Origin of the sequence: Pseudomonas sp. FW300-N2F2 (assembly GCF_017351655.1) — a bacterium.
GTDB classification, from domain to species: domain Bacteria; phylum Pseudomonadota; class Gammaproteobacteria; order Pseudomonadales; family Pseudomonadaceae; genus Aquipseudomonas; species Aquipseudomonas fluorescens_AA.
Map to the genome: position 1 here is coordinate 2,999,677 of NZ_JACNDQ010000001.1, position 15,075 is coordinate 3,014,751.

General features: G+C 63.6%; 14 protein-coding genes. 7 read left to right on the plus strand and 7 right to left on the minus strand.

The window, feature by feature from the left end; genetic code table 11:
- Nucleotides 1-9: 9 nt before the first annotated feature.
- From J4E63_RS12935 to J4E63_RS12950, 4 genes are read right to left on the minus strand one after another with little or no spacing between them, the layout of a single operon-like run.
- Nucleotides 10-477, minus strand: coding sequence for a response regulator (locus tag J4E63_RS12935; RefSeq protein ID WP_092164443.1), 468 nt, complete (start codon nt 475-477; stop codon nt 10-12).
- On the minus strand, nt 474-2,786 hold the full coding sequence (locus tag J4E63_RS12940) for an ATP-binding protein (protein ID WP_207282204.1): 2,313 nt from the start codon (nt 2,784-2,786) through the stop codon (nt 474-476). Before J4E63_RS12940 ends, J4E63_RS12935 begins: the two co-directional genes overlap by 4 nt.
- On the minus strand, nt 2,783-3,451 hold the full coding sequence (locus tag J4E63_RS12945) for a response regulator transcription factor (protein WP_192260227.1): 669 nt from the start codon (nt 3,449-3,451) through the stop codon (nt 2,783-2,785). Before J4E63_RS12945 ends, J4E63_RS12940 begins: the two co-directional genes overlap by 4 nt.
- Entirely contained in the window at nt 3,448-4,632 is a 1,185-nt protein-coding gene (locus J4E63_RS12950) for a sensor histidine kinase (RefSeq protein ID WP_207282205.1), read from the minus strand. The genes J4E63_RS12945 and J4E63_RS12950 overlap by 4 nt, the downstream gene beginning before the upstream one ends.
- A gap of 172 nt (nt 4,633-4,804) precedes the next feature.
- Between J4E63_RS12950 and J4E63_RS12955 the strand changes: the two genes are divergently transcribed.
- From J4E63_RS12955 to J4E63_RS12970, 4 genes are all read left to right on the plus strand, one after another.
- Nucleotides 4,805-5,326: an SgcJ/EcaC family oxidoreductase gene (locus J4E63_RS12955; protein WP_060742280.1), complete on the plus strand. Its 522-nt coding sequence runs from the start codon at nt 4,805-4,807 to the stop codon at nt 5,324-5,326.
- Nucleotides 5,327-5,552: 226 nt separating this feature from the next.
- Complete coding sequence (locus J4E63_RS12960) at nt 5,553-6,062, plus strand: sigma-70 family RNA polymerase sigma factor (protein ID WP_060742281.1); 510 nt, start codon at nt 5,553-5,555, stop codon at nt 6,060-6,062.
- The gene (locus tag J4E63_RS12965) at nt 6,062-7,006 is read left to right on the plus strand and encodes a FecR domain-containing protein (protein ID WP_207282206.1); all 945 of its coding nucleotides are present in this window, start codon (nt 6,062-6,064) and stop codon (nt 7,004-7,006) included. The genes J4E63_RS12960 and J4E63_RS12965 overlap by 1 nt, the downstream gene beginning before the upstream one ends.
- 76 nt (nt 7,007-7,082) lie before the next feature.
- Nucleotides 7,083-9,506 (plus strand): TonB-dependent receptor, encoded by a 2,424-nt coding sequence (locus J4E63_RS12970; protein WP_207282207.1) that lies wholly within the window; start codon nt 7,083-7,085, stop codon nt 9,504-9,506.
- Between the two features lie 36 nt (nt 9,507-9,542).
- On the opposite strand, the gene J4E63_RS12975 is transcribed toward J4E63_RS12970, so the two are convergent.
- The 3 genes from J4E63_RS12975 to J4E63_RS12985 all read right to left on the minus strand — a co-directional run bounded on the left by J4E63_RS12975 (nt 9,543) and on the right by J4E63_RS12985 (nt 11,336).
- Nucleotides 9,543-9,944, minus strand: coding sequence for a hypothetical protein (locus J4E63_RS12975; RefSeq protein WP_060742284.1), 402 nt, complete (start codon nt 9,942-9,944; stop codon nt 9,543-9,545).
- A 305-nt stretch (nt 9,945-10,249) separates the two neighbouring features.
- Nucleotides 10,250-10,729 carry a nuclear transport factor 2 family protein gene (locus J4E63_RS12980; RefSeq protein ID WP_060742285.1) on the minus strand — a complete coding sequence of 160 codons (480 nt, stop codon included), beginning with the start codon at nt 10,727-10,729 and terminating at the stop codon, nt 10,250-10,252.
- Nucleotides 10,730-10,772: 43 nt separating this feature from the next.
- Nucleotides 10,773-11,336 (minus strand): TetR/AcrR family transcriptional regulator, encoded by a 564-nt coding sequence (locus J4E63_RS12985; protein ID WP_192260233.1) that lies wholly within the window; start codon nt 11,334-11,336, stop codon nt 10,773-10,775.
- 123 nt (nt 11,337-11,459) lie between these two features.
- On the opposite strand from J4E63_RS12985, the gene pssA reads away from it, so the two are divergent.
- The 3 genes from pssA to J4E63_RS13000 all read left to right on the plus strand — a co-directional run bounded on the left by pssA (nt 11,460) and on the right by J4E63_RS13000 (nt 15,063).
- Complete coding sequence (gene pssA, locus J4E63_RS12990; RefSeq protein ID WP_207282208.1) at nt 11,460-12,803, plus strand: CDP-diacylglycerol--serine O-phosphatidyltransferase; 1,344 nt, start codon at nt 11,460-11,462, stop codon at nt 12,801-12,803.
- An 11-nt stretch (nt 12,804-12,814) separates the two neighbouring features.
- The gene (locus J4E63_RS12995; RefSeq protein WP_207282209.1) at nt 12,815-13,831 is read left to right on the plus strand and encodes an AraC family transcriptional regulator; all 1,017 of its coding nucleotides are present in this window, start codon (nt 12,815-12,817) and stop codon (nt 13,829-13,831) included.
- 260 nt (nt 13,832-14,091) lie between these two features.
- Nucleotides 14,092-15,063: an NAD-dependent epimerase gene (locus J4E63_RS13000; protein ID WP_207282210.1), complete on the plus strand. Its 972-nt coding sequence runs from the start codon at nt 14,092-14,094 to the stop codon at nt 15,061-15,063.
- Nucleotides 15,064-15,075: the final 12 nt, after the last annotated feature.

A 15,075-nucleotide genomic window follows, 5' to 3' on the forward strand; every position in this document is an offset into this window, starting at 1 on the left:
GCCGCCAGACTAGACCGGATCGGCGGCGGGACGGTGCTGGCGCAACAGTTCGATCTGCTGGGACGGGATCAACTCGCGCAATGCTTTATAGAGCGCCCGGGTTTCCAGCAGGTTCCAGATGCGCAGCATGGTTTCCAGGGCATCCAGGGGTTTGCTGATGAAGTCCCGGGCGCCGAGTGCCAGGGCCCGCAGGCGGGTGTCGCGGGTCGCGTCGGCGGTCAGGACCAGGATCGGCAAGTAGTCGTTGGCCGGGATGCGCCGGTTCAGTTGTTCCAGCACGGCGAAGCCGTCGAATGCCGGCATGTGCAGGTCGAGGATGACCAGGTCCGGCTCGAAGCTGTTGAACAGGTCGAGCGTACGCAAGGGCTCGGTGCTGCTCAGCACATTGTGCAGCCCTTCGCGGGCCAGCAGTTGCTCCATCAGGTCCAGGTTGGGGCGCTGATCGTCGACGATCAGAATGCGCAAGTCGCGATTCATGCGGGCTCCGGTAGATAGTGCTCGAGGTGGCCGAGAAAGGCCTGGATATGGATAGGTTTGGTCAGGATCGCCGTGGCCCCGGCGTCGCGCAGGGCACGATGGGTCAGGTCGCTGGCATCGGCGGTGATCATCAGTACCGGCGTGGCCGCGGTGGCCGGGGATTGGCGCAGGCGCCGCAAGACTTCCAGGCCTTCCAGGTCCGGTAGGGTGACGTCCAGCAGGATCAGTTGCGGCGAGTGCTGGCGGGCGAGGTCCAGGCCCATCTGACCTTGCATGCTCGATAACAGCTGGATGCCGGGACGGCGTTGCATCAAGGTCTCGATCAACGCCAGGCTCGACAGGTTGTCTTCAATGCAGAGGATTTTGCCGTGGTAATCCACGGGGGCGCGCGTCACGGCCAGGGCGGCGATGGGCGGCAAGTGCGTGCCGATCACCTGGGTGGCGGGCAGTTGCAGGGTAAAACAGCACCCGTGTCCGGGTTCACTGTGGACCTGCAGGTTGCCCTGCATCATCTCCAGCAGGTTCTTGCTCAACGACAAGCCAAGGCCGGTGCCTTCGACCTGCGGATCGGCGCCCAGGCGTTCGAAGGGCTTGAACAGCTGGCCCAGTTGTTCAGGGGCGATGCCATGGCCGGTATCGTGGACGGCGATGCTCACCTGGTGGGCCTGGACGCTCACTTCGATGCGCACCTCGCCGCCGGGCCGGTTGTACTTGATGGCGTTGGACAACAGGTTGAGCAATACCTGCACCAGGCGTTGGCGGTCGGCAAGCACACCGCTGTCGTCGGGCAATGCAGGCAGGTCGATCAAGTGGATCCCGGCGTCGGCGGCCATGGGTGAAACCAGCGTCAAGGCTTCGTGCAGCACCGTCGCCAGGGGGATCGGTTCGATGTTCAGGGGCAGGCGCCCGGCCTCGATCCGGGCGATGTCCAACACCTCGTTGATCAACGCCAGCAAGTGCTGGCCGGCCCGCAGGATGTGGCTGACCTGGGGGCGCTGGCCGGCGGTGGAGTCCATGTCCAGCAGTTGAGCGAAACCCAGGATGGCGTTCAGTGGCGTGCGCAGTTCGTGGCTCATGCGCGAAAGGAATTCGCTCTTGGCCCGGCTGGCGCTTTCCGCTTCTTCGCGGGCGGTGCGCAGGGCGATTTCGGCGGCGCGCCGGTCGGTGATGTCGCGAGTGATCTTGGAGAAGCCGCGCAAGGCACCCGTGCCATCGTATTGGGCAGTGATGACCACGCTGGCCCAGAAACGGCTGCCGTCCTTGCGGCAACGCCAGCCTTCTTCCATGTAGTGGCCGTCGCGGGTGGCTTCGCGCAGGGCCATGTCCGGGTGCGCCGGGCATTCTTCGGGCAAGTAGAACAGGGAGAAGTGCTGGCCAAGGATTTCCTGCTCGGTGTAGCCCTTGATCCGCTGCGCGCCGGCGTTCCAGGTGGTGACATAGCCCTGGGCATCCAGCGCGAAGATCCCGTAGTCCTTCACCCCGTCGATGATCAGCCGCAAGCGCTCCTCGTTATCGCGCAGGGCCCGCTCGCGTTCGGCGAGTAACTGCCCGGCCTCCACCAGCCGCGTGCCGAGCTGGCCGATTTCGTCCTGCTCTGGCGGCTGCGGCAACAACGGTTGGCCCAAGGCCAGGCGCTGGGCGTTGCCTTGCACCTGCTGGACCCGGGCGACGATGCCTTTGGATAGAAACAGCACCGCGACAATGGCCCCCAGCAAGCCGCACACCGCTGCCAGCAACGTGGCGAACAGCAGGCGCATGCGCGTGGCCGAGGCGGCGGCGCTGCGCTCGGCGAGCAGGCCATCCTCGCGTATGCGCATGGCGCTGATCTGCTCGCGCAGCACATCCAGCACCTGCTTGTTTTCGATCAGGATCGCGGTGATGGCCTCGGGATCGTCACGCTTGCCGTTGCGCAAGGCGAGTAATCCGTCGAGTTTGTCGGCGATCAGCGGGGTGATGGTCTTGAGGTGCTCGCGCATCCTGGCATCGCGAATGTTGTGGTCCAGGCGCTGCAACGCCGCATGGATCAGCGGCGTGGCTTGTTCGTAGCTGGGCAGGAAATCTTCGCGCCGGGTCAGCAGGTAACCGCGCACGCTGGCCGCCGCTTCGGCCAGCAAGGTATGGACCGTCTGGATGTCACCCTGGACGAGCAGTACCCGGCGCACATCCTCCTCGGCCCGTGCGGTCTGCCGTTCGGTGATATAGATCAGCACCAGCGACAGCAGCAGGACCACCAGGGGCAGGGAAATCACCACCAGGGCCTTGCCCCGCAACGGCAGGTCCGCCCAGCGGCGGGCGGCGAGAAACCTCATGGCCATTGCCCGGCGGGTTGCGCCACCAGCCCCAGGGCCACGCCGCGCACGGCGGCCTGGGTCCGGTCGGCGGCACCCAGTTTGCCGATGACGCGCTCGACGTGGGCCTTGGCCGTGCCGGGTGCGATGCCCAGCTTTTCACCGATTTCACGATTGCTGAAGCCGCCGGCCACCAGCCCCAATACCTGGCGCTCACGGGCGGTCAGGGCCTGGACCTGGGGAGCGCCACTGGCACCGCGCTCGGTCATGCGGCGCAGCAGGCGCGCACTGACTGAACTGTTCAGCGCCTCGTCGCCCTGGGCGACCCGTTTGAGGGCGTCGAGCACCTCATCGCGGCTGGCATCCTTGAGCAGGTAGCCGACCGCGCCCGCACCGATGGCGGCTTCGAGGTGGTCGGGGCTGTCATCCATGGTGAAGATCACCACTTTGATCCCGGGCTGGCGCTGCTGCAGGATCCGCGCCGCGCCCAGGCCGTTGAGGACAGGCATGCGGATGTCAAGAATCGCGATGTCCGGTTGTAGCCGCTCGCACAGGTCGAGGGCCTCCTGGCCGTCGCGGGCCTGGCCGACGACCTCGAACCCCGGGCTGTCGGCGAGCATGCTGATAAACCCGGTGCGGGTGACTTCATGGTCATCGGCCAGCAGCAGGCGCAAAGGACGGTTCATGGCTGTACTCCAGCGGTGGGTAGCGGCACGCTGGCCAGCAGGCGGGTGCCGCCGCCGGGTTGGCTGCAACAGGCCAGGTGGCCGCCCAGCAGGTTGGCGCGTTCCTGCATGGCGGCCAGCCCCAGGTGGCAACTGCCGTTGGTCTCGATGGGCTGCTCCAGGGCAAAGCCACGGCCATCGTCCTCTACCCGCAGGCTGGCGTGGCCATCTTCCACCGCCAGCCCCAGGCCCACATGACGGGCCTGGGCGTGCTTGAGAATGTTGTTGATGCCTTCCTGGGCAATGCGAAACAGGGCGATCTCGGTGTTGCCCGGCAGGCGCGCGCTGCTGTGTTCGGCCCAGCTCACCGTCAGGCCCGCGTCACGCAGGCGGTCGGCCTCCTTGTCGACGGCTTTGTACAGGCCGAAATCATCCAGCACGTGGGGGCGCAGGCCACCGATCAGTTGCCGGCCCTCGCCGACGCAGCCTTGGGCCAGGTCGAGGATGGCCTGCAACTCGCTCGCCAGCGCCGGCGCCAGCGACGGGCAACGACCGGCGAAGCCCTGCAAGCGCTGGTGCAAACCGGCCAGGTTCTGCGCCAGACCGTCGTGCAGGTCGTAGGCCACGCGCTTGCGTTCGTCTTCCTGGGCGCTGAACAAACGGTGGACCAGCTCGGACATGGTCCGCTCGCGGGCCTGTAGCGCTTCGACCAGGCGGCTGTTCTCCAGGTGCGCCGCTAACAGCGTCGCCAGCAATTGCAGCGACTCGATGTCTTCGTTGTCCGGCGCGCCGAGGGCGACGCTGTTGCCCAGCAACAACGCCCCGAACGTCACGCCATCGGAGGTGCGCAGTGGAATGCGCAAGACCTGGGGCAGGGCGCTGCCGGGGGATTCCAGCCAATTCGGGCCGGGCGTTTGCGGCTGGGCCAGGTTGGCGAGGAAGTCGACCCGTTCCGCGCTCCCGTGGCTGGCGAGGGTGCGCAGCGTGTTGTCCGGCGCCCACTCCAGCAGCAGACCGTGGTCCATCGCCATGAAGGCGCACGCCCGTTGCAGCGCACGCTGACGCATGGCCGGCAGCGGCAACTGCGTCAGCTCGTGGCCGGTGCCCAGCAGCAGCCCCAGGCGCGCGGCACGGCTTTGCGACTGGCGATACTGACTGCGGATGGCCAGGGCACTGCCGGGATCATGGGGCGGGCTTTGCATGGGGAGCTCCAGCATGGAAAAAGATCGGACGGTTCGCGGTGACGCCATTAGACCGTGTCACCGGCACCGGGCCTATCTGCCGAATGGCATAGGCGATTGGCACCGGTTGGCCGATGGCGAGAGCCGGGAAGGTCGGCAAAGTGGGCTCATTGAAACCCAAAGGAGCTTTCCGATGAAAATGAAAACCTGTGCCATCGCTGCTTTTTTCCTGCTGAGTGCGCCGCTTGTCCAGGCTGTCGAGGTCACACCCTACGTGTATCGCACAGTGGCCGAGCAGCCCAAGAACGTGAATGACCGGGAAATCGCTGCCCTGTTCGATCGCTGGAACGCCGCGCTGCAAACCGGTAGCGCCACCGCCGTGACCGGCCTCTATGCACCGGATGCGATTTTGCAACCGACCGTCTCCAACAAGGTGCGCAACACACCGGCGCAGATCCAGGACTACTTCGAGCATTTCCTGGCCGCCAAGCCGGTCGGACAAATCAACTACCGGGAAATCCGTCACCTGGGGCCCGACGCGGCGATGGACAGTGGTGTCTATACCTTCACACTCACCCAGGCCGATGGTTCCAAACGTGAGGTCCAGGCGCGCTACACCTTCCTCTATGAACGCCTCGATGGCCAGTGGAAGATCATCAACCACCACTCTTCGGCCATGCCGGAAGTGCCGAAGACCTTGCACGCCAGTCACTGATCGCACTGCGTGCAAAGACCTGACTGTGGGAGCGAGCTTGCTCGCGATGGCGACCACCCAGCGCCATGGAAGCAAGCTGACCCACCGCTATCGCGAGCAAGCTCGCTCCCACAGGGGAGGGGGCTTGCATCCCGTTTCTAGACTCACTTTGCATAAACAACTTGGATTCCTGCGCGAACATTAATTAGAATCAGTCTCATTTAAGACTTTGCGCAGGCTTCTGGACATGTGTGATGCAGTTACGCCGACGGAGCAATCCCTCCATGCGTTGTACCGTGACCACGGGAGTTGGCTGGAAGGTTGGTTGCGACGGCGCCTGGGCAATGCCTGGGATGCGGCGGACCTGCGCCAGGATACCTTCCTGCGGGTGCTTGCCAGCTCCCAGACCTTGACAGACCTGCAAGAGCCCCGGGCCTATCTGCTGACCGTCGGCAAACGCCTGCTGAGCAATTTCTATACCCGCCGCAATCTGGAACAGGCGTATCTCGACGCTTTGGCGAACCTGCCTGAAGCCTGCGCACCGTCTCCGGAACAGCGTTGGCTGCTGCTGGAAACCCTGCAAGCCCTGGACGAATTGCTGGATGGCCTGCCGCCCTTGGTGCGGCGGGCTTTTTTATGGAGCCAGCTCGAAGGCCTGGGCTATCGCGAGATCGCCGAGCGCCTGCAAGTGTCCGAGCGCACCGTGAAGCGCTACATGGCCCAGGCCTATGAGCATTGCCTGTTGGTGGACTTCTGATGCCTTCGGCGCCATCACCGGAGGCTCGTGAAGCGGCACGGGCGGCTGCCCGTTGGTTGACCCTGATGGAGTTCGACGGGGATGCATTCGACTCGGCGGCCTTGCAACGCTGGCGCGACAGTAGCGCTCACCACGAGGCGGCCTGGCAGAAGGCCCAGCGATTGCGCCAGCGTTTTGCCGGGGTGCCGGCGGCCCTGGGCATGGCAACCCTGGATCGCCCGGCGCTGGCCCGGCGTGCTGTGCTCAAGCGTGCATTGGGCGTCGCCGCGCTGGTCCCGACCGCCTGGCTGCTGGGGCGGGAGCTGCCGCTGGAGGCTTGGCGCGCTGATTTGCACACCGCCACGGGCGAGCAACGGCGCTGGTCGCTGGTCGATGGCAGTGCGCTGCAACTGAACACCGACAGCGCCGTCGACCTGGACTTCAAGGCCCGGCGCCTGGTGCTGCTGCGCGGTGAGATGGCCCTCAAACTCGCTGGGAGCACGCCGCTGTCCGTTCAGTCACCCTATGGGCTCGTCACGATCCATCGTGGCGAAGTCTGCCTGCACTTGGGCGACGGCGACTGCCGGGTGTCGGTGGTCAGCGGTTCGGCGTACCTGCAACCCCTGCGAGGACCAGCGCTGAGTCTGGAAGAGGGCCAGCAGGTCAACGTCCAGGCCTCGGGCGCGGGGCCGGTGCAGGCGTTCGACGTGGCACAGCTGGGCTGGCGTGACGGGGTACTGGTGGCGCAGGACCAGCCGCTGGGGCATTTCCTGCGGGAACTGAGCCGTTATCGCCCCGGCGTGCTGCGCTGGGACGAAACCCTGGAACCGCTGCGAATCACCGGCAGCTTCCGCCTGGACAATACCGATCGAATCCTCGCGCTGCTGGCGGCCAGCCTGCCGCTGGACGTGCATATGCGTACCCGTTACTGGGTCACGTTGACGCTTCGCAAAAATCTGGCTTGAGTCCGGTTAGGCCTGTCCCCTTTTTTTGTCTCGCTTGTCATTCAAGGCAACTGAACAAAAACGAGAGCGCTTTCCAATGTCCGCAGTTGTACCTTTGCGTTTGCGCCCGGCCTTTGCCGGCCGGCGTCCGCTGTTGAACCTGAGCCTCATGCTGAGCCTGGGTGCCAGCCCATTTTTCATGTCATCGAGCCTGGCCGAAGAAGCCGCCCGGCGCAGCTATCAGGTGCCGGCCGGCAGCCTCAGCGCGGCGTTGACCCGGTTTGCCGGGTTGGCGGGGGTCAACCTGTCGGTGGATCCGGCTTTGGTGAGCGGGCGCGACAGCGCCGGGCTTTCGGGGGAGTTCGGGGTGGAAGAGGGGTTTGCCCGGCTGTTGCGGGGTTCGGGCCTGCAGTTGCAGCCGGTGGGAGAGCAGGCCTACATCCTGATGCCGGCGCCAGAAGGCGGCAGCTTGCAACTGGCGCCCACCTCGATTCTCGGCGCTACGGCTTCGGCGGACAGCCCGGTGTATGCCGGCGGCCAGGTGGCACGGCGTGGTTCGCAAGGCCTGCTGGGCTCGCGGGACTTCATGGAAACGCCGTTCAGCATGACCACCTACACCAGCCAGACGGTCAAGGACCAGCAGGCGCGCACCCTGGGCGACCTGATCGCCAGCGACCCCTCGGTCCGCACCACCAACCCGGCGGGCGGACGCTTTGAGCAGTTCACCATCCGCGGTTTCAGCCTGTTCAACAGCGATGTCGCCTACAACGGTCTCTACGGCATCCTGCCGACGTACACGATCGACATGGAGATGGCCGAACGCGTCGACATCCTCAAGGGACCGAGCCAGCTCATCAACGGTATCTCGCCGCGGGGCAGCGTGGGGGGCGGGATCAATGTGGTGCCCAAACGCGCCACCGACAAGCCCATCACCTCGTTCACCGGCAGCTATGCCTCCAATAACCAGCTTGGTGGGGCGGTGGATGTCGGTCGGCGCTTTGGTGAAGAAGACAAGTTCGGTATTCGTTTCAATGGTGTGAAGCAGGCGGGCGACACGGAATGGGATCACCAGAGCGTGGACCGCGAGATGGCGGTGCTGGGCCTGGATTTTCGCGGTGAACGCCTGCGACTCTCGACGGACATCGGCCACACCGAACGCAACACCGACGCGCCCCAGGAACGCGTGCAGGTCGGTGCCAATGCCCAGATCCCCCACGCCAGCGACGTGCGCGACAACTACGCCCAATCGTGGAGCAAGGCGCGCACCCAGGACACCTTCGGCACGGTGAACGCTGAGTTCGATGTCAGCGATTCAGTGATGTTGTATGGCGGTGTCGGCGCGCGCAAAAGCGACCACGACTTCCTTCGGCACAACGTTTCGGTCACCAACGACGCGGGCGACTTCACCGTCCAGCCCCGTGACTTTACCCGGGAGGAAAATGTCCGGACGGCCACGGCCGGAGTGCGCAATTGGTTCCATACCGGTCCGGTGAGCCATGAGGTCAACCTGGCGGCCAGTTATTTCTACATGGACTTCGAAAATGGCGGCGCCCGTTACGCCAACGGTCGCAGCAACCTGTATGACCCGGTACAGACCCCGACGCCGAGCAACCCGACCCGGCAGGACGACAAGGTCTACACCGAGAACCGCTTCAGCGGCGTGGCCTTGTCCGACACCCTGGGGCTGTTCGAGGATCGCTTGCTGCTGACCCTCGGCGCTCGCTGGCAACGGGTGAAGGTTGATGACTGGGCGAATAACGTCAAGGGTGACACCGCCTACGATGAGGAAAAGGTTTCGCCGTCGGGCGGGATCCTGTTCAAGGCGACTGACAAGCTGTCGCTGTATGCCAACTACATGGAAGGCCTGAGCCAGGGCAAGATCGCGCCATCGACGTCGGTGAACGAGGATGAGATTTTCCCGCCGTTCATCAGCCGCCAGGTCGAAGTGGGCGCCAAGTATGACGCAGGCCCATTCGCCGTCACCGCCGCCGTGTTCCGAATCAAGCAGCCCGCCTATGCGACCGACGCCACGACACGTGTCTTCGGCCCGAACGGCAAGCGCGAAAACACTGGCGTGGAGTTGAGTGTGTTCGGCGAGCCGCTGAAGGGCACCCGTCTGCTCGGCGGCGTGATGTTCATCGACAGTGAGCTGACTGACACCACCGACAGCACCTTCGATGGCAACCGCGCACCGGCCACGCCGAAGTACAACGTCAACCTCGGCGCTGAATGGGACGTGCCAACGGTACAGGGCCTGACGCTGACCAGTCGCGGCATCTATTCCAGCTCGCAGTACCTGGACCAGTCCAACACCAAGGAAATCGATGCCTGGACGCGTTTCGACGTAGGCGCTCGCTACGCGTTCAAAGCCGATGAAAAACACATCACTCTGCGGGCCAACATCGAAAACGTGGCCGACAAGCGCTACTGGAGTTCGGCCGGCGCATCGGATGACAGTGAACCGGGCTTGACGTTGTCGACCCCGCGCACCTACCTGCTGTCCGCAACGGTGGATTTCTAGGACGAAGTGCCGCTCCAGGGAAGGAGCGGCCCGGGCTCAGGTATCGCGAAACAGATCGTGGGCATCCAGCAGTCGCCAGGCGATCTCGGGGCGTTTTTCCAGCCCGCGGCGGATGGCGGCGGGAATCGACTGGCGAATCTTGCGGCACAGGCCGGGCTGTTCCTGGAATTCGATGGCGATGCCGCGCATGGTCCGCACTTCGTTGTAGCCGGGCTCGACGCGCAGGCGGATCCCCAGGTTTTCATACAGGCGCTGTTGCAGGCGCTGGAGTTCGTCGAGGCTCTGGATGTTCTCCAGGCGCTCGAGCAGGCGTTTTTCTTCCTGGCGATTCAGGCACAGGATGCGCAGGTCGCTGCCAGGCGCTTGCAACAAGGCATCACGCCCGCAATCGCAGACGCCGGGCGGGCAGGGGGGACGGATCGGGATCGACGCGGTCATGGGCTCCACAAAGTCTGCTGCACAACGAAACAGCGAGCTTATCGCCGGCCCAGGCAATGTGATGCCTGGCGGCATGTGGGTCAAGCCTGTTGGCGGGGCCGCTGGTCTGGCGCGGCTGTTGTACTGTGCGAGCGAGCTCGCTCGCGATAGCGGTGGGTCAGTTTGCACAGCCGTTGGATTTGTTGCCGTCATCGCGAGCAAGCTCGCTCCCACATTTGGATGCCAGCGCCCACAAATACCGTGTCCGACCTCGATCTCCTGTGGGAGCGAGCTCGCTCGCGATAGCGGTGGGTCAGTCGAGAGGGTTACAACCCCAACTCGGACAACCCGGGATGATCATCCGGCCGGCGGCCCAGTGGCCAGTGGAACTTGCGCTCGCTTTCCTTGATCGGCATGTCGTTGATGCAAGCGTAGCGGTTGTACATCAGGCCTTGCTCGTCGAACTCCCAGTTTTCGTTGCCGTAGGAGCGGAACCAGTTGCCCGAGTCGTCGTGCCATTCGTAGGCGTAGCGCACCGCGATGCGGTTATCGGTGAAGGCCCAGAGTTCCTTGATCAGCCGGTAATCCAATTCCTTGGCCCACTTGCGGGTCAGGAACGCCTTGGCTTCTTCGCGGTTGTGCGCGAATTCGGCGCGGTTACGCCATTGGGTGTCCAGCGTGTAGGCCAGGGATACTTTTTGCGGGTCGCGAGAGTTCCAGCCGTCTTCGGCCAGGCGAACTTTCTCGATCGCCGATTCACGGGTGAACGGCGGCAGTGGCGGACGAACTTCAGAAGAGGCAGACATGGCGAATCTCCAATGAGTTGATGAATGAGGCAGGGTTCAACGGTCAGGTGTGTAGCAACATCTTCAGCATGTCCTGGGCGTGGTCAGCCGCGCTGTGGTCGCCCATGACCAGCGCCACGGTAATGGCGCCGTCGATCAGAATCAGTAGCTGGCGGGCCAGGGCGTCCGGATTTTCGACGCCTTGTTCGACGCACAGCCGAGTCACGTAATCGAGCAACTTCTGTTTGTGCATCTTCGCCACCTGGCGGACCGGATCCTGTGGATCGCCGGTTTCGCCGCTGGTGTTGATGAAGGCACAGCCGCGAAAACCTTCGCTGTCGAACCAGCCCTTGAGCACGGTGAACAAATTGAACAGCCGCGCCGTCGGCGTGGGTGCCTTGTCCACTTCGCTGCTGAACCAGTGCATCCAACGCTCGTCCCTCCGCTTGAGTGCGGCCACGATCAGGTCGTCCTTGTTGGCGAAGTAGCGATAGACACTTTTCCTGGAGACGCCGGCGGTTTTCACCAGAAGGTCCATGCCGGTGGCGGCGATGCCACTTCTATAGATCAACTTTTCGGCGACATCGAGGATGATGTCTCGTGTTTCATTACCAGTGATTTCGTTCATGGAACAAAAGTAGAATGATCGTTCTCCTTGGTCAAGTTGTTTTTTTCTTGACGACAGGAAGACCCGAACCCATCCATGGTGTAAGCTCGTCCGTTCTTCGGAATCGACCTTTTTGCGAGCCCTATGCCGTCGCTCTTCAAACGCTCCCTGCTGCCCAAGCTGCGCAGCTTTGCACTGACCGCCGATGCGGTGACCATCCTCGATGGCGCTGCCCAATTCCGCCGTTGCCTGCTGGAGAAAATCGCCCAGGCCACCCAGCGCATCTACATCGTCGCCCTGTACTTGCAACAGGACGAGGCCGGCCAGGAAATTCTCGATGCCCTGCATGCCGCCAAAGCGGCGCGTCCGGAACTGGACGTGGTCGTGGTCGTGGACTGGTTGCGGGCCCAGCGTGGGCTGATTGGCGCCAAGAAGCAGCCGGGCAACTCGGCGTGGTACCAGGAACAGACCCGCACCCATGCCAGCGAAGTGCCGATCTACGGCGTGCCGGTGCAGACCCGCGAACTGTTCGGCGTGTTGCATTTGAAAGGTTTCGTCATCGATGACTGTGTGCTTTACAGCGGCGCCAGCCTGAATAACGTCTACCTGCACAAGTTCGACAAATACCGCTACGACCGCTATCACCTGCTGCTGAACACGGCACTGGCCGACTCGATGCATCACCTGGTGCAGCATGGCCTGATCACCTCCAGGGCCGTGCATCGCCTGGACCTGCCGAACCTGCCCAGCACCCGCAGTTTGCGCAAGGACATCGGTGACTTGCGCAGCCGTCTCAAATACGCGACCTATGACACCAGCGTCGGCAGCCTCGACAAGAGTGGCCTGTCGGTGAGCCCGTTGCTGGGCGTGGGCAAGAACAACCCCCTGAGCCGGGTGATCGGTGAACTGATCGCCAGCAGCCGCCAGCAACTGACCATCTGTACCCCGTATTTCAACCTGCCCCTGGCCGTGACCCGGGAGCTCAACCGCGCCCTGGCCCGCGGGGTCAAGATCGACATCATCGTCGGCGACAAGACCGCCAACGACTTCTACATTCCGCCAAGCGAACCGTTCAAGATCATCGCGGCACTGCCATACCTCTACGAAATCAGCCTGCGACGCTTCGCCAAACGGCATCAGCATGCGATCGACAGCGGTCAATTGAACCTGCACCTGTGGCGTGACGGGGACAACACCTATCACCTCAAGGGCATGTGGGTCGACGAGCGCTACACCTTGCTGACCGGCAACAACCTCAACCCGCGGGCCTTTCGCCTGGACCTGGAAAACGCGCTGTTGCTGGACGACCCCAAGGGCGAGCTGCTGGCGCCGCGCCAGGCCGAGCTTGAGCGGATCTACCGCCACACCCGTCGGATCGAACGTTACCTGGACCTGGAAACCCTGCCGGATTACCCCGAGGCCGTGGCCAGGTTCCTGAAGCGAGTCAGCCGGGTACGGATAGAACGGCTGCTTTACCGGATCCTGTGAACACCCGCGCCATGTCAGAAAAAGACACCATCTCCATCCACCTGGTGCGTGAGGCGTTGCTGCAAAGCTGCGCACCCGGGGCGGCCACCGAGGAGGTCCTGAGTCAGGTCGGCATAGACCCGGCGCTACTTGACGATCCCCTGGCGCGGGTCCCGGCCCATGCCTATGCGCGGCTCTGGCGCTTGCTGGCCCAGCGCCTGGATGACGAGTTTTTCGGCATGGACCCGCGCAAGCTCAAGTCCGGCAGCCTGGCGTTTCTCTGTCAGTGCGCCATGGCCCAGCCCACGCTGGCGAGCGGCTTGACGGCGGGGCTGGGGTTTCTGTCGCTGATGCTCGAACACCTGCCGGCCCAGTGGGCGCGCCAGCAAAGCCTGGCGGAGATCGTGCTGCTGGAAGACGACCAGGCGCCGCGCCGGGCCTTTACCTACTTCACTTACTGGATGATCGTCCATGGCGTCGCCTGCTGGTTGGCCGGGCGGCGCATTCCCATCCTGTCTGTCGAACTGCGCTGCCCGGCGCCGGATTTCTGCGACGACTACCGGGTGATGTTCTCCCAGAACCTGCGCTTTGGCCGGCCGCGCACCCGGATGATTTTCGCCGCCGAATGCCTCGACCTGCCCATCCGGCGCAACGCTGACGAGCTCAAGCGCTTCCTGGCCCGGGCCCCGGCCAACATCCTGGTCAAATACCGCGACCCGCAAAGCCTGGCCAGCCGTATCCGGCACGACCTGCGGCAACTGCCCGCCGAACGGTGGCCGGAAACCGAGGCCCTGGCCCAGCAGCTGTGCGTGTCCGCCTCGACCCTGCGCCGACGCCTGGCGGAGGAGGGCCAGACTTACCAAGGCCTCAAGGACAGCGTGCGCAAGGATCTGGCGATCACCTGGCTGGCCGAGCCGTCCATCAGTTTCGTCGAAATCGCCTCGCGCCTGGGGTTTGCCGATGCCAGTTCCTTCTACAAGGCGTTTCGCAAATGGTCCGGGTCCAACCCGGGGCATTATCGCAGCCTGATTCTCAACGACCCTGATTGATCCATCGGGTGGTCTCCAATCTTGTGCCTACCCAAGCCCCCTGTGGGAGCGAGCTTGCTCGCGATAGCGGTGGTTCAGTCGCCTCGTCATTGACTGCCATACCCTCATCGCGAGCAAGCTCGCTCCCACAGGGACTTTCACCTGGCAAGCTGGCACGCTCATAAAACCGTCATTTTTCTTTGATACAAGCCTGTGCAGGCGCCGGAAAAGCCGGGCCATCTATCAGGGTAATGTATGCAAGTGACCGTTTTGGGCTGCGTATGAGCGTACTGGTCACCGGTGCTGCTGGGTTCATCGGGTTTCATACCGCCAGGCGGTTGTGCAGCGAGGGCCATCAGGTCATCGGCATCGACAACCTCAACAGCTACTACAGCGTCGAGTTGAAGCAGGCTCGGCTGGCGTTGTTGGCCAAATACCCCAACTTCCGCTTCCTGCGGCTGGACGTGGCCGACAAGCAGGCGCTGCTGGATGTATTTGCGAAAACCCCATTCGAGTATGTCGTCCACTTGGCGGCTCAGGCTGGCGTGCGCTATTCCATCGATAATCCCGACCTGTATGCGCAAAGCAACCTGGTGGGGTTCCTCAACGTGTTGGAAGCCTGCCGTGCCCACCGGCCGGCGCACCTGGTGTTCGCCTCGAGCAGCTCGGTGTATGGCTTTAACGACCGCCTGCCATATGCCACCACCGATCCGGTGGATCAGCCCGTGTCTTTTTATGCGGCGACCAAGCGCGCCAATGAGCTGATGGCCCACGCTTACTCGCATCTCTACGGCATTCCCACCACCGGCCTGCGGTTTTTCACCGTGTATGGACCGTGGGGGCGGCCCGACATGGCGCCGTTTAAATTCACCGACGCCATCCTCAACGGTCGCGCCATTGATCTCTACAACGATGGTGCGATGTCGCGGGACTTCACCTACATCGACGACATCGTCGAAGGCCTGGTGCGGTTGTTGCCGCGGCCGCCGGCCAATGAAGCAGGCGTGCGCCACAAGCTCTACAACATCGGCTTCGGTGCTCCGGTGAAGCTCTTGCAGTTTGTCGAGTGCCTGGAAGAGGCCCTGGGCATTCCCGCGATCAAGCATTTCTTGCCGTTGCAACAGGGTGACGTGGTTGACACGTGGGCGGACACGCGGGAGCTGGAAGAACACATCGGGTTTCGCCCGCAGGTCGCGGTGCCCGTCGGCGTGCAGTCGTTTGTCGATTGGTACCGCGCGTATTACCGCGTTTAACCCCTCAGCTTT

Coding starts and splice junctions, on each gene's coding strand:
- J4E63_RS12980 (WP_060742285.1), bottom strand. CDS start 10,729: ATGTCTGCCTCTTCTGAAGTTCGTCCGCCACTGCCGCCGTTCACCCGT.
- pssA (WP_207282208.1), top strand. CDS start 11,460: ATGCCGTCGCTCTTCAAACGCTCCCTGCTGCCCAAGCTGCGCAGCTTT.
- J4E63_RS13000 (WP_207282210.1), top strand. CDS start 14,092: ATGAGCGTACTGGTCACCGGTGCTGCTGGGTTCATCGGGTTTCATACC.
- J4E63_RS12995 (WP_207282209.1), top strand. CDS start 12,815: ATGTCAGAAAAAGACACCATCTCCATCCACCTGGTGCGTGAGGCGTTG.
- J4E63_RS12935 (WP_092164443.1), bottom strand. CDS start 477: ATGAATCGCGACTTGCGCATTCTGATCGTCGACGATCAGCGCCCCAAC.
- J4E63_RS12960 (WP_060742281.1), top strand. CDS start 5,553: ATGTGTGATGCAGTTACGCCGACGGAGCAATCCCTCCATGCGTTGTAC.
- J4E63_RS12950 (WP_207282205.1), bottom strand. CDS start 4,632: ATGCAAAGCCCGCCCCATGATCCCGGCAGTGCCCTGGCCATCCGCAGT.
- J4E63_RS12955 (WP_060742280.1), top strand. CDS start 4,805: ATGAAAATGAAAACCTGTGCCATCGCTGCTTTTTTCCTGCTGAGTGCG.
- J4E63_RS12970 (WP_207282207.1), top strand. CDS start 7,083: ATGTCCGCAGTTGTACCTTTGCGTTTGCGCCCGGCCTTTGCCGGCCGG.
- J4E63_RS12940 (WP_207282204.1), bottom strand. CDS start 2,786: ATGAGGTTTCTCGCCGCCCGCCGCTGGGCGGACCTGCCGTTGCGGGGC.
- J4E63_RS12965 (WP_207282206.1), top strand. CDS start 6,062: ATGCCTTCGGCGCCATCACCGGAGGCTCGTGAAGCGGCACGGGCGGCT.
- J4E63_RS12975 (WP_060742284.1), bottom strand. CDS start 9,944: ATGACCGCGTCGATCCCGATCCGTCCCCCCTGCCCGCCCGGCGTCTGC.
- J4E63_RS12985 (WP_192260233.1), bottom strand. CDS start 11,336: ATGAACGAAATCACTGGTAATGAAACACGAGACATCATCCTCGATGTC.
- J4E63_RS12945 (WP_192260227.1), bottom strand. CDS start 3,451: ATGAACCGTCCTTTGCGCCTGCTGCTGGCCGATGACCATGAAGTCACC.